The sequence below is a fragment of the Falsarthrobacter nasiphocae genome (assembly GCF_031456275.1).
In the GTDB taxonomy this organism is placed as follows: domain Bacteria; phylum Actinomycetota; class Actinomycetes; order Actinomycetales; family Micrococcaceae; genus Falsarthrobacter; species Falsarthrobacter nasiphocae.
In genome coordinates this window covers 334398-347571 of record NZ_JAVDUI010000001.1, presented here as the reverse complement: position 1 = coordinate 347571, position 13174 = coordinate 334398, and the positions used below count along the sequence as shown (strand labels likewise).

The following is a 13174-nucleotide window of genomic DNA, read 5'->3' as shown; positions in this document are numbered from 1 at the left end:
CGCGGCGTGAGAAGCGTGTTGGCGGGGGAGCAGGCTCATGGGGCGAGGCGCGCGGCGCGCGGGGAGAACGCCTATTCGCGGGAAGCGCGAGCGTGCGGTATGCTGGATGAGTTGACCGGATGAGGGCCTACGGGTCCGGAAAGTCCGGGGTAACGGGCTGTGGCGCAGCTTGGTAGCGCACTTGACTGGGGGTCAAGGGGTCGCAGGTTCAAATCCTGTCAGCCCGACGAAACGCCTCGTCAGAGACACGTCTCTGACGAGGCGTTAGACGTTTTGATGCCTGAGTCGCCACGAGGGTCACCGCAAGGCATGGAGAGGCCAAGCAACGCCGAGCCGTTGCTCAGAAGTGTTACAGAGGCCAAATAGCCTTGTTCCTGGAAGAGAAGGAGCGGTAATGGCGGCGAACGCACGCAATAGGGACCCCGGGGACACCCAGGACCGTCGCAAGGCACGTGGTGCCTTCTTCACGCCGCCGGCCATCGCCTCCTACATCGTCGACTGGGCCATCGAGACCGCCCAGGACAAGATCCTCGAGCCCTCGACCGGCGACGCCGAGTTCCTGGTGCACGCGGTTGGCCGGCTCATCTCCCTTGGCGCGGATAGCCCGAAGGTTCACGGCTCGGAGCTCCACGCGTGGAGTGCCGAAGAAGGCCGTCGTCGCATCGCTGCAGCGGGTGGGCAGGCAGACATCGCCGTCGGCGACTTCTTCGAGCGTCCGGTTGAACCCACTTTTGACGCCGTCGTCGGAAATCCGCCATACATCCGGTTCCAGGACTTCACTGGTGATCAGCGCGCCCGGGCGAGAGCGGCAGCCCTGCGTGGTGGCGTCGCACTGTCTGGCCTCGCTTCGGCCTGGGCGGCGTTCACTGTGGCCTCGGCACTCCACCTGCGCAAGGGTGGGCGCTTGGGCTTTGTCCTCCCTGCTGAGCTGTTGACAGCCAACTACGCGGGCGCGGTGCGCCGGTTCCTGTTCGAGCGGTTCAGCTCGATTGAGCTGGTTCTCTTCGAGGAGCGTGTGTTCGCCGAGGCCGAGACGGAGGCGGTGCTATTGCTGGCTTCCGGCTACCAGGAAGGCGCCGCCACCAGTGCCAAGGTGCGGCAGGTACGCAACGCCGCCGGCCTGCCGACCATGCCGCCTGCCATCTCGTGGACGCCGGCTGACCCAGCCCAGAAGTGGTCGGGTGCAACCATTGACACCCACGTGATGGCTGCCCTGCTCGATGCCGTGAGTGCTGACCAGCTCCAATCGCTCAGCAAGTGGGGCGACACCAAGCTCGGCATGGTCACCGGCCGCAACAACTACTTCGCCATGACCCCGGCTACCGTCGCCGAGATCGGGCTCGGCGCGTGCGACACGCTGCCTCTTTCCCCGCCGGGCTCGTCGCACCTGCGCGGACTGGAGCTGACCGCCGCCGCACTGTGCGAGCTGGGCGAGAAGGGCCGACGCACGCGCCTGTTCTACCCGGCAGAAGGTCTCTTTTCCGAAGCCGTCACCTCGTACCTGGCTACTGGCATTGCCGACGGCGTGGACCAGACCTACAAGAGCCGCACGCGCCGGCTGTGGTGGCAAGTGCCACTCATGCCGCCGGCTGACCTGTTCCTCACGTACATGAATGCTGACACCGTGCGTCTGGTCACCAACACCGCCAAGGCCTATCACCTCAACAGCATCCACGGCGTCTACTTGCGACCCCAGCACGCCAAACTCGGATGGGAGCTGCTGCCCCTGGGCGCCCTAAACTCTTTTACTATGCTGAGCGCCGAGCTTGCAGGCCGTGCCTATGGCGGTGGTGTCCTCAAGATGGAGCCGGGCGAGGCGGCACGCTGGCTCGTTCCTGGCCCCAGCGTCCTGGAGCAGGCCCGCGAGAAGCTCCTCGCCATTCGCCCCCAGGTCGGGGAGGAGTTGCGTGGCGGGAAGCTAGCCGAGGCGGTCACGATGGTGGATGACGCCCTGCTCATCGAGACATTGGGCATTCCTCGACTGACGGTGCGAGCCGTACGTCAGGCCCGCGACGAGCTCGCCGGACGACGGGAGGCGCGGGGACATGCCGTCCAGGATTGAGAACGCCATGGAGGCCGCGATCAAGGGCTGTGGTCAAAAGCCCCTTGACACCGACACGCAGGCGACCAAGAAGAACTACAACGAGAAGGTGTCCGCCGCCGTGGCGCTGGCTCTCGCCGAAGAGCTGCGTCAGAGGGGGATGGCGGAGGCCCGACCAGCAGGCTCGGGCTCCGGCGGATCAAGTGGAGCAGAGCGGCGACTCGCGGGCGGCATCGGTGCGAAAAAAGTCGACGTCACCTGGGCCACTGAGGAATCGGGTTTGATCCTGGCCATCAGCGTGAAGACGATCCTGTTCAAGGACGGCAAGTCCAGGAACTACCAGAAGAACCTCACCAACCGTCGCGCCGACATGCTGAACGAGGCAGTCACCCTCCACCGCCGGTTCCCCTACGCCGTCCTGGGCGGGTTCCTCATTCTCGACGCCGGCGCCGAGCATGACAGCACTCAACGACGCCGCTCCACATTCCTCAACGTCGGTCCCCGGTTTCGGCTGTTCACCGGTCGTCAGGACCCCGCAGGGCGTGATGAGCAGTACGAGAAGTTCTACGTGGTCCTCGTCGACCTCAACGTCTCCCATCCGACGGTCCGCGTGTTCGAGGTCAACGACCTGGAAAACGAGGTTCCCCTGGACCAGATGTTCGACGACCTCATCACGCTGGTCGGCGAGCGGAACTTTGACCTCTATGAAGGCCTCAACGGCCAGGTGACCAAGCTCTAGCACCGCTGATGCCGTGCGGGGGGCGCCGTGAGGGCCCAAGTCGAGCGCCGATTCACGGGGCGGAGCTGGAATGATGCCTGGGCCTGGCTCAAAACCAGCTCCGGACTGTGAGGATGGCGGGGTGAGGCGTCCTGGGCTTCGTTCAGATTCACCTTGAGGAAGTAGGTCGGAACGAAATCCAGGACACTTCAGGGCGGCCTCAAACGGTCAGACCCTCGAGATTGTGCGCTGGTAGACGCACGGGCAGGGGCTCCGGTCCGTATCAAGGATGGTGCGGGCCGGGGCCCTCGCTATGTGTGGGGTACACAAGCATTAGATGGGGGCCGCGTACAAGACCGTCAACTTGGCAAAAGCGCTCTGATACCCTAAAACGGCTCTTCACAGATGAGGGTGTAGTGCTGTTCTGAACCCGCCGACGTCCAGCAGGGATCGAGCGATGTAGTGGGCCAGGTTCCGGAATCCCAGTGCCGTGCCCCGTAAGTGCTCCAGACGGCCGTTGATCGCCTCAGTCGGCCCGTTGCTCGAGCCTGGATGATCGAAGAACGCCAACACATCTGCAGCCCTGCGCTTCAAGGTCCGACCTAGCGTGATCAGCTCCGTCAGCGCCTCTGGCACCCCGCGGGCCAGCGAAGCGATAACTGCCTGCATCCGCCGCCGTCCAGCTACGCGGTCAGGGTCGCGGTAGGCAGCCACGATCCGCTGATACACGCTCCACGTCACCTCGACCTCCACGTGGGCCTCGCACGCGAAGACGGCCGCCAACCTGGCTGCCTGACGGCTGGTCAGCAGCCCGGCCCCGGTATGCAGCACCCGCCGGATCCCGTACAGCGGGTCTGCTGAACGACCCCGGCGCCCGAGCGTGGCCTGCTGCACTCGCTGGCGGCACTGATCGATCTTCTCCCCGGCCAGGGCCACGACATGGAACGGGTCCATCACCGCTCTGGCAGCCGGGATCTCTTCGGTAGCGGCGCTCTTGTAGCCGGTGAAGCCGTCCATCGCCACGATCTCGATCCCGTTCCTGAACTCGGGCGTGCGCTCAGCGAGCCAGGTCTTGAAGACCTGCTTTGAACGCCCCGGCACCATGTCCAACAGGCGCGAGGTCCCAGTACCGGCGCGGATCGGGGTGAGATCGATGATGACGGTGACGTACTTCGACCCGGTGCCGGTATGGGACCAGACGTGCTCATCGACGCCGATGACCTGTACGCCGTCCAGGCGTCCGGGAGCATTGATGAGCAGGCGACGCCCAGTGTCCAGCACGGCGTCGTTGGCCGTGTTCCAGGCGACCCCGAGGCCTGCGGCGACCCGGGTGATCGAGAGGCGGTCGATGACCACGGCACGCAGTGCCCATAGGGCGGCGTGGCGAGAGAGTTTCGTCCTGGGCCAGGCCGCGGCCATGGTGTTCTGTCTCCACACGCTCTGGCAGTCCGGGCACCGGTAGCGGCGGATCCGCAGCTTCAGCTGCGTGGGCCGGTGCCCGAAGGGAACGTGGGCGAGGTGGCGGGTGACGGTGCCACGGGCGATGCCTTGCTGGCCGCACTGGCGACACCACCGATCAGTATCGTCTGTGGGGCGGATCCGGCATTCCAGGACGGCCTTGTCGGGAGCGATGTGCTGGCCGGTGACTGTGAGTCCGAGGTCGTTCAGTCGGCAGAACGCGTCGAGATCGGGGGCCGTGAGGGTAGCCTGGGGCATGTCGAGGTCTTCCAGATGGGCAGTGTGAGAACTTCCATCATCGGGAGGCCTCGACCTCTATGCGGGCACCGACACGCCGACCACCGCCCTGGGGGCTACACCCTCAATTGTGAAGAGCCCATTAAGGTATTCCTTCCGGAATGCGTTCTGAATCGCCGTGATTCAGAAGGAGTGAGTGGGGGTGTCCGGGCTGTTCTTGCCCCGACAATCAAAAGCATAAACACGGCAGGAGCCCTTTTTGATCACGGATTGATCTCAGTATCGTCACGGTTCGAGACGGGCGGTTCCCGAGCCGACAGGTGGCAGTTGCGGTCCGCCAAGCGTCGAAACTCGTCCATAAGTTCCACACATGGGGTTGACGGTGGGCCTGGCTCCCATCTGTGGGGTGCTTCCGGCAGATCATCGCGGCTTGATGGCGGTTGCTGGTGACTAGCCTAGACCGATGCGCAGAGTGGTGATCTCGTCATATTGCTTGCGCATGTCTGCGAACGACCAAGTCGCGCTGCCTCGGTAAGAAGGACTGCCATATGGCAGAGGGGGCGCCGGCCCCGGAGGGGCACGAGCGTTCGGTCAAGGATGATCCCAGGCGGCTTCGCACGCGAGATACTCTCTCAGCACGATGCGGACGCGTATGCAGGCTTTTTGGACCGTATAGGAATAGCGGTAACGCCCAGGCTGCACCGTAACCCAATCTTCACGGCGGCCGGCCGCCCGCCCTATCTGATCTAGGGCAAAACTACCGGTCTCTGGGAAGAGGCGGTTATCGCTGATCCCGTATTCGAACTCATTCCGTTGCTCATGGGTCAAGAACTCAAGCGGTAAGACCCAGAAGTTGAACGGGTCTGATAGGAGAGGAAATCCATTTACGGCAGCGTGTCCACGTGCCATTTTTTTCAATACCATATGAGACTGCTGCGTGTCCGACTTCCAAAAAGTTCCATCAGGGGTTTCCATGCGCGAATCGGAAATGATCTTTCGAATATTTGAAGACCCCTGTTCGTTGAAAATTCGGGCCATTTTGGGACGTGTGAACTTATTTGCATCGGTATCGCCGGCAAGGACGCATTCGAGTAGGCACGCCAGGTATCGCTCTGCGGCAGAGAAGCCGTTATTGCACCGCTGGCAACACGGGACTGTGTGCAGGGTAGTTGGAAGCGGATCGTCCAGCAGAACCTTGGAGGGAACATGGTCGTTGGTTCGTTGGCGGCCCCGCGCGTCGTCGAGGGCAGTTACGTCGCCACGAGCACGTAGTCCAGCGATCTCGCCAGGTTCGGCGAAAGTGCGACCGCAATACGTGCAGCCGGGGTACGCCTTGCGCTCTGGCGTTGCGAACTGATCGGGATCCATGAAGAGAGCATAGCGAAGTGAAGCGTCCTGGGTTTCGTTCCGACCTACTTTCTCAAGGAGCATTGGAACTTGCCGCAGAAGTACAGCCCCGAGTTCAGAGCCCGCGCGCTCGAGCTCATCAGGGAACGCATTCGCACCGAGGAGTGCTCAGGCTGGGTCGCCTGCACAGTAGAGGGCGAGGCCCTCGGCGGGATCTCACCTCACACCCTTCGGAATTGATGGAAGCAGGACCGTGTCAATCGAGGCGAGGCCCCAGGGCTCACCACCGCGGAAGTTGAAGAGATCACGAAGCTCCGCCGGGAGAACCTCGAGCTGCGACGAGCCAATGAGATCCTGCGCAAGGCCTCGGCTTTTTTCGCAGCGGAGCCAGGCCGTCCCACGACGAGATGATGAGGTTCATCGACACGCACCGCGATCAGTTCGGGGTCTGGGCCATCTGTCGCGTCCTCCGCGCGCGAGAGTGTGGGGTCATCACCTCCCGCGGCTACCGGGCCGCGAAGACGCGCCCTGTCTGTGACCGCGCCCTGCGCGATGAGCTCCTCACCGCGGAAATTCAGCGCGTCCACGCAGCGAACTACAGCGTCTATGGGGTGAGGAAGATGTACCAGGCGATGCGCCGGGAAGGATGGAATGTCGGACTGGAGCGCGTCGCCCGACTCATGAGAGCCGCCGGCCTCCAGGGCGTGCGGCGGGGGGCGCAAGCTCGTGACGACGACATGCTCCCACGAGCCTGACACTCGTCCGGACCTGGGAGCGGAGTTTCACCGCGAATGGTCCGCATAGGCTCTGGGCCGCTGACATTACGTATGTCCGGGTGGTCGGCGGGTTCTGCTACGTCGCGTTCATTACCGACGTCTCCTCCCGCCGCATCGTTGGCTCGCCGTGTCCTCGACCCTGCACGCGTACGGGCTGCCTCTGCTGGCTTTTGAGCATGCGCTCGTGTCGACGGGGGCGAGCCGTGGACGTCAGGGTCTGGTCCATCACAGCGACAGAGGAAGCCAATACGTTAGTTTGGCTTACTCAGATGCTCTCATCACTGCGGCCATGACGGCCTCAGTTGGGACAGTCGGTGACTCGTATGACAACGCCCTCGCTGAGACGGTCCGACGGCCTATACAAGGCTGAGCTGATCTACTCGAAGCAGGTGTGGGAGTCGGTTGAGGCTGTCGAGCTCGCGACGATGGGGTCGGTCCACTGGTGGAACACCTCGCGGTTGCAGGAGCCTCTGGGATACCGGGCGCCTGCGGAGGTCGAGGCCGCTCATCATTGCCGGCAGGACGCGGCGCCTGTTGCGTCCTAACCCCGGAACAAAACCCAGGATACATCAGGCAGCAATCATGCCAGGACCGACCGGCTGCTCGTCCTTCCACCATCGCGGAGGAAGGACCCACCAAGAAGATAACGGGGAGAATGGGTGGTGCGGCTCAGGCTTTATGGACTTTTCTCCGGGGCCCAGATTTCCAGAGCTCCTTCTTTAGGCCATTCTCAAATTCACTTCGCTTCAAGGGGCGCGTGGCCTGAAGTGCTGCAATAGATTCATCGAGCAGGCTGAATATAATTTGATTTACAGCTAGCTCCATGTGGGAGTTATACCGCATGGTAACCCATACGACCTCAGCATTGTCGAAGTCAGATATCTGCGTAGGCAGTGACGCCAGTTCGTCAAAAAAGGACTGGTCTACAATGACCGCAACTTTACGCCCCCAGCGACGAATAACTGGTGCCTTAGCATCCAGCTGCGGCGCGAGCCGTTTGGCTCCTGATGAGCGGTAATCAGGTCTGCGTTGGGCTTGCGGCGCATGGAGGCGGCTAGGGTCTCTAAGATACTCCTCAATATCAGACCACATATTTCCGCCAGAAAAATAGACTGCCTGAGTTTCGACAGCAAGCCAGTCTAGGGGGCCAGTGGAGTTCGGGGCGGGAGGGTTCGGTATAAGAACCCAGTCAAAACGGCCCGCCTTGGCTTCGCGAGAGATGTTTCCGTCGGCGTCGACCTTGTTTAAGAACGGTATTTCCTTTATAACCAGAGCCTCACTCGAAGGGCCATATATTTTATCTGCAATACGAGCGAATACGGAGTGTCCAGATGCGACTTCGAGGAATCGGTTAGGGCAGACGGCGGCAGGTTGCCTGTCCTTCTCGGGTATATCATTATCATAGAGTCGGATGGAGCAAACGCCACCGGGCTTATTGCACTTCGCATCAGGCCGTATCGTTGAAAGGAATGGGCAGGAGGGGGCTTCGTTCGGCGCGATCGTCTTATTTTTTACTGACAGTGAGATTTGGGCAGCCTCTTGTCGTCGGTCTGGCCGCATCTCGTCGATATTTTCACCATACCACTCTGCAATGCCCCAAGATTTCACTTTAACCCCTGTGTCAGATTAATAATTCACCTTTAAGATTATTCAGTTAACGCATTCTGGTTCTACCTCGGGTTCATGATTTATCGAGCAGTTTGGTGACGTGCAGAGCTATAGCTTCGGCGAGGCGGACTGGTACGGCGTTGCCAATTTGGCGTCCCTGGATGGTTTTTGGCCCGCATAGAGTCCAGCTGTCCGGAAAGGATTGGATGCGCGCTGCTTCGCGAACTGTGAGCTGTCGCGGGAAGGTTGGGTGGATTGGGGGATGGAAGCCTCCGAGATGGTTTCCGTTGGGTCCGTAACCTCCGCCGGCCCTGATGGTAAGGGACGGCTTGCTCGGGTCAAGGCGAGCGCGCCTGTAATTAGGATCCACTTCGCCCGGCCCCAACTTGGACCAGCGTTCAGCCACGTGAGGTGCGTGGTGGTTGGGAACATGGTTGAGGGAAGGGGTGGCCTCCAGTTTTGCGAGGTCATGAATGGCGTCCCATACCGTAGCTGGGTGTTCCGTGGTCGTGGCGGGCGGGAGGGATGGCTCGCCATCACGAACACCAATGACTATGAGTCTCCGGCGAGCCTGAGGCACTCCGTAGTGGGCCGCGTTGAGCACGCCATATGCAAAGCTAAATCCCTCTTCTCGGAGGTGGTTCATAATACCTGTGAGATGGTCGCCATTCCGTTTGTGGGTCAGCGCGGACACGTTTTCTAGGACCACTGCCCGGGGCTGCACCTCTTGGACGACTCGCATGTACTCTTTCCAAAGGAAATTTCTCGGATCAGCTGGATCACCTTTCCCTGCAGTGCTAAAGCCTTGGCAGGGAGGGCCACCGACTACTACATCCGCACCGCGATAAGGTGTCGCGTTGAATTGGCGGATGTCGTTGCAGACGACGTTCCAGGAGGGGCGGTTCGTCCGTAGGGTTTCGCATGCAATTGGATCGTTGTCGAGGCAGACTAAGGGTTCGAACCCTGCGGCCTCGAAGCCAAGGTCGAGACCGCCGCCGCCGCTGAACAAGCTCACATATCTCACTGACCCACTCTAGCGCTCGGTGGCTGGCAAGGTCGAACTGACTGCCGTCGGGAGGGGGTACGTTCGGGGAGGGGTAGCAGGTCTCCAGGGGGGTGCTTCTATGGTTTTCGTCAAGCTGCCAGAGCCATTCGTGACGGGCGGGACTCATAGAACGTTCCGTCTCGCAGCATCGCGAACAGAACATCGGAACGGCGGCGGGCGAGCGCCATGACGGCCTGGTTGTGGCGCTTGCCTTGGGCTCGTTTGCGGTCGTAGTAGGCCCGCGAGGCCGGATCGCTCAGGGCTGCAACGGCTGAGAGGGACAAGGCTCGTTTGAGGATCTTGTTCCCTCGACGTGAGGCTGACTTGCCACGGATGGACGAGCCGGATTGTCGCGTCACGGGTGCGATCCCCGCGTACGAGGCCAGGTGGGCGGCGGACTTGAAGGTCTTGCCAACCACTTCTGTGAGCAGTCGCGCTGTGGTCCTGACGCCCACTCCCGGCATGGACATCAGGACAGGGGAAAGAGGGTGCGCATCGACCACCGCCAGGATCTCTTCGGCGATGTCATCGCGCTGCCGACGCAGCTGAGTAAGCTGCTCGGCGAGGCGTCCGATGACTTTCGCGGCCGCGCCCGTCCCGGCGACGATCACGGTCTGCTCGGCCAGGGCCTCGAAGATCTCCTCCGTGAGTCGGGGCGCCAGACGCGGGGCGAGCTTCTTCAACCGGGCCCGCACGTGGCCGCGGCCTGCCGTCTTCAACGCCCCAGGGCTGGGGTAGCGGGTAAGCAGATCAACCACGGCCTTGGGGTCCAGGTGAGGCCCCAGGACACGCTCGAGCGCCGGGTGAATCTGGGTGAGGAGCCCGCGGAGGCGGTTGCTGACCTGGGTGGCTTGAGCCGCGAGGTCGTCATCGAATCCGCAGAGCATCGTCAATTCGGCGATGTTCTCCTCGGTGACCGTGATCGAGCGCAGCGTGTGGGGCATGGTCCGAGCGGTATCGGCAATGATGAACGCGTCCCGCGCGTCCGTCTTCGCTTGCCCGGGGTGCAGATCGGCGACCCTACGCATCGTTAGTCCGGGGAGGTAGGCGACGTCCAGGCCCACGGCTTTAGCAACCGCCACGGGCAAGGCCCCAATGGTCTTGGGCTGGTCCACAACCACAAGTCCGGTGCCGTGCTGGGCGATGAGGTCGGTGAAGAGGTCCCGGAGTTTTGGCTCTGATTGGGCCAGGGGCTTGTCGTGAACGATGGTGCCGTCGGGCAGTAGCGCGGTGGCGTGGTGCTCGCCCTTACCGACGTCGAGTCCGATGTAGAGCTGGTAGGTCATGGTGCTCACCTTGGGGGTCTGACTGTCTTGCTGAGAGCAGCCAAGGATGGTCACCGCGTTCACATCCACGTTACAAAGACCCTTGAGGTGAAGCGGGCTTCTATTAGCGATCCGTGGTGACCGAGCCGGTCCTGGTGACTACACCCCCCGGATCATTGGTTCGACTGGGGGCGGCGATCATGCCAGGACCGGCTGGCCGCTCGTCCTTCCATCATCGCGGAGGAAGAACCCACGAAGAAGGTAACGGGGGCTTGTAGGGCAGATATCGTTTTCGCCTTTCCTATTGACTTTTTCGAATAGGATACAAGACATCAAGCGTGGAAAAGCGATGATATTCGACTTACAGAGTTCGTTCATCTCCAAGCGCGGTTGTCGTTTGCTACCCCTCGACACCTTGCACGAATTGGAATCGGGGTTGAGAATAAGGAAGGCGGGCCCACGAGATCGAACTATTAGTACGAAACGGTTCACGCGAAGAGAAGCGTTCTTGTCGAGGGAAGCGACCGATGGCGATCAAATTTCGTGGCGCGTCACGACGTATAATGATACGTCGATTGACGACCAGTTTCTGAGTAATCGATATGGCGAGATTTCAGGCGTTTCACTCGATGGCAAGCCAAAGTTGACTGTCGATCTGGATCCTACCCGGATATTCGAGGATGACTCTCGTGAGATATCAGACAATTTGACAGATTCTGGCTGGCATATCACTCGCCTAAGTCGCCTTCTGGCCTGTGAGCCAAAGATGACACCCGATTCACAGATCGCTCAACCCATCAATCAATTGTTCATTCCAAGCGACCCGCGAACCAGGGCATTCACTGGGGGGGTCTGAAGCGCCCGCTGAGGCTCGGGTTGCTGCGGTCGAGTTCGCTGACGAGGCTGTACATCTGCCGTTCATGGCGCAGTGGTTGTGCTCGGAGTTGGGCACTGCCAGCCGCCAACGTGCAAACATCGAAGGCAGCAGGGGCCGAAATCTCCCCGTATCAGAACGAACAGCAAGTCTTTGATGCAGTGGGCTGACGAACTCATCGTGCCTATACCGGAACTTCATGTGCAGCACGCCGTGGCTTCGGCAGCCGAGCGGCTGGTCTCATTCCAGGCTGATCTCTCCTCTCGTCTAGAGAGCATCTGGTCGTCCCCCGAGGCAGCTGACGAGGTTGTGGGGCAAGTGGCGGGCGTCTTCGACGGCTCGCTGTCCGCTTGGCTCGATCAGTTGCCGTACCCGATTGCATCGGCCCTCTGGGCGGCGGAGTCGGCGAGTTCTGCGGGCGAGCGGCAAAGAGCGTACCTCCATGCATGCGAGGCAATGGGGCTCTTCACAGATGAGGGTGTAGTGCTGTTCTGAACCCGCCGACGTCCAGCAGGGATCGAGCGATGTAGTGGGCCAGGTTCCGGAATCCCAGTGCCGTGCCCCGTAAGTGCTCCAGACGGCCGTTGATCGCCTCAGTCGGCCCGTTGCTCGAGCCTGGATGATCGAAGAACGCCAACACATCTGCAGCCCTGCGCTTCAAGGTCCGACCTAGCGTGATCAGCTCCGTCAGCGCCTCTGGCACCCCGCGGGCCAGCGAAGCGATAACTGCCTGCATCCGCCGCCGTCCAGCTACGCGGTCAGGGTCGCGGTAGGCAGCCACGATCCGCTGATACACGCTCCACGTCACCTCGACCTCCACGTGGGCCTCGCACGCGAAGACGGCCGCCAACCTGGCTGCCTGACGGCTGGTCAGCAGCCCGGCCCCGGTATGCAGCACCCGCCGGATCCCGTACAGCGGGTCTGCTGAACGACCCCGGCGCCCGAGCGTGGCCTGCTGCACTCGCTGGCGGCACTGATCGATCTTCTCCCCGGCCAGGGCCACGACATGGAACGGGTCCATCACCGCTCTGGCAGCCGGGATCTCTTCGGTAGCGGCGCTCTTGTAGCCGGTGAAGCCGTCCATCGCCACGATCTCGATCCCGTTCCTGAACTCGGGCGTGCGCTCAGCGAGCCAGGTCTTGAAGACCTGCTTTGAACGCCCCGGCACCATGTCCAACAGGCGCGAGGTCCCAGTACCGGCGCGGATCGGGGTGAGATCGATGATGACGGTGACGTACTTCGACCCGGTGCCGGTATGGGACCAGACGTGCTCATCGACGCCGATGACCTGTACGCCGTCCAGGCGTCCGGGAGCATTGATGAGCAGGCGACGCCCAGTGTCCAGCACGGCGTCGTTGGCCGTGTTCCAGGCGACCCCGAGGCCTGCGGCGACCCGGGTGATCGAGAGGCGGTCGATGACCACGGCACGCAGTGCCCATAGGGCGGCGTGGCGAGAGAGTTTCGTCCTGGGCCAGGCCGCGGCCATGGTGTTCTGTCTCCACACGCTCTGGCAGTCCGGGCACCGGTAGCGGCGGATCCGCAGCTTCAGCTGCGTGGGCCGGTGCCCGAAGGGAACGTGGGCGAGGTGGCGGGTGACGGTGCCACGGGCGATGCCTTGCTGGCCGCACTGGCGACACCACCGATCAGTATCGTCTGTGGGGCGGATCCGGCATTCCAGGACGGCCTTGTCGGGAGCGATGTGCTGGCCGGTGACTGTGAGTCCGAGGTCGTTCAGTCGGCAGAACGCGTCGAGATCGGGGGCCGTGAGGGTAGCCTGGGGCATGTCGAGGTCTTCCAGATGGGCA

Annotated in this window: 9 protein-coding genes, 1 tRNA gene and 1 pseudogene; 5 read left to right on the top strand and 6 right to left on the bottom strand. The window is 62.1% G+C overall.

All coding sequences use genetic code 11. The features are described from left to right. Window positions 1-153: 153 nt before the first annotated feature. The 3 genes from J2S35_RS01575 (at window position 154) to J2S35_RS01565 (ending at window position 2780) form a co-directional block, all read left to right on the top strand. Window positions 154-227: transfer RNA gene (locus J2S35_RS01575), tRNA-Pro, on the top strand. 167 nt (window positions 228-394) lie between these two features. Continuing rightward, entirely contained in the window at window positions 395-2062 is a 1668-nt protein-coding gene (locus J2S35_RS01570; protein ID WP_309849081.1) for an N-6 DNA methylase, read from the top strand. Further along, window positions 2046-2780, top strand: a complete 735-nt coding sequence (locus J2S35_RS01565; protein WP_309849079.1) for a hypothetical protein — start codon at window positions 2046-2048, stop codon at window positions 2778-2780. Before J2S35_RS01570 ends, J2S35_RS01565 begins: the two co-directional genes overlap by 17 nt. A 378-nt stretch (window positions 2781-3158) precedes the next feature. Here J2S35_RS01565 and J2S35_RS01560 read toward each other — a convergent pair whose 3' ends face one another. Together J2S35_RS01560 and J2S35_RS01555 are read right to left on the bottom strand one after the other, a co-directional pair. Next, window positions 3159-4475 carry an ISL3 family transposase gene (locus J2S35_RS01560; RefSeq protein WP_309849065.1) on the bottom strand — a complete coding sequence of 439 codons (1317 nt, stop codon included), beginning with the start codon at window positions 4473-4475 and terminating at the stop codon, window positions 3159-3161. A gap of 570 nt (window positions 4476-5045) precedes the next feature. Continuing rightward, window positions 5046-5822, bottom strand: coding sequence for a hypothetical protein (locus J2S35_RS01555; RefSeq protein ID WP_309849077.1), 777 nt, complete (start codon window positions 5820-5822; stop codon window positions 5046-5048). A gap of 69 nt (window positions 5823-5891) precedes the next feature. Between J2S35_RS01555 and J2S35_RS01550 the strand changes: the two are divergent. Then, window positions 5892-7122: pseudogene (locus tag J2S35_RS01550) on the top strand (IS3 family transposase). A gap of 124 nt (window positions 7123-7246) precedes the next feature. Here J2S35_RS01550 and J2S35_RS01545 read toward each other — a convergent pair. The 3 genes from J2S35_RS01545 to J2S35_RS01540 all read right to left on the bottom strand — a co-directional run bounded on the left by J2S35_RS01545 (window position 7247) and on the right by J2S35_RS01540 (window position 10516). Then, complete coding sequence (locus tag J2S35_RS01545) at window positions 7247-8185, bottom strand: NotI family restriction endonuclease (protein ID WP_309849075.1); 939 nt, start codon at window positions 8183-8185, stop codon at window positions 7247-7249. A gap of 73 nt (window positions 8186-8258) precedes the next feature. Next, window positions 8259-9200, bottom strand: coding sequence for a DNA cytosine methyltransferase (locus tag J2S35_RS09905; protein ID WP_380084042.1), 942 nt, complete (start codon window positions 9198-9200; stop codon window positions 8259-8261). A gap of 119 nt (window positions 9201-9319) precedes the next feature. Further along, window positions 9320-10516, bottom strand: coding sequence for an IS110 family RNA-guided transposase (locus J2S35_RS01540; protein WP_309849072.1), 1197 nt, complete (start codon window positions 10514-10516; stop codon window positions 9320-9322). Window positions 10517-11525: 1009 nt separating this feature from the next. Here J2S35_RS01540 and J2S35_RS01535 point away from each other — a divergent pair. Then, window positions 11526-11864 (top strand): hypothetical protein, encoded by a 339-nt coding sequence (locus J2S35_RS01535; protein ID WP_309849070.1) that lies wholly within the window; start codon window positions 11526-11528, stop codon window positions 11862-11864. Here J2S35_RS01535 and J2S35_RS01530 read toward each other — a convergent pair. Continuing rightward, window positions 11836-13152, bottom strand: a complete 1317-nt coding sequence (locus J2S35_RS01530) for an ISL3 family transposase (protein ID WP_309849065.1) — start codon at window positions 13150-13152, stop codon at window positions 11836-11838. The genes J2S35_RS01535 and J2S35_RS01530 overlap by 29 nt on opposite strands. Window positions 13153-13174 lie beyond the last annotated feature (22 nt).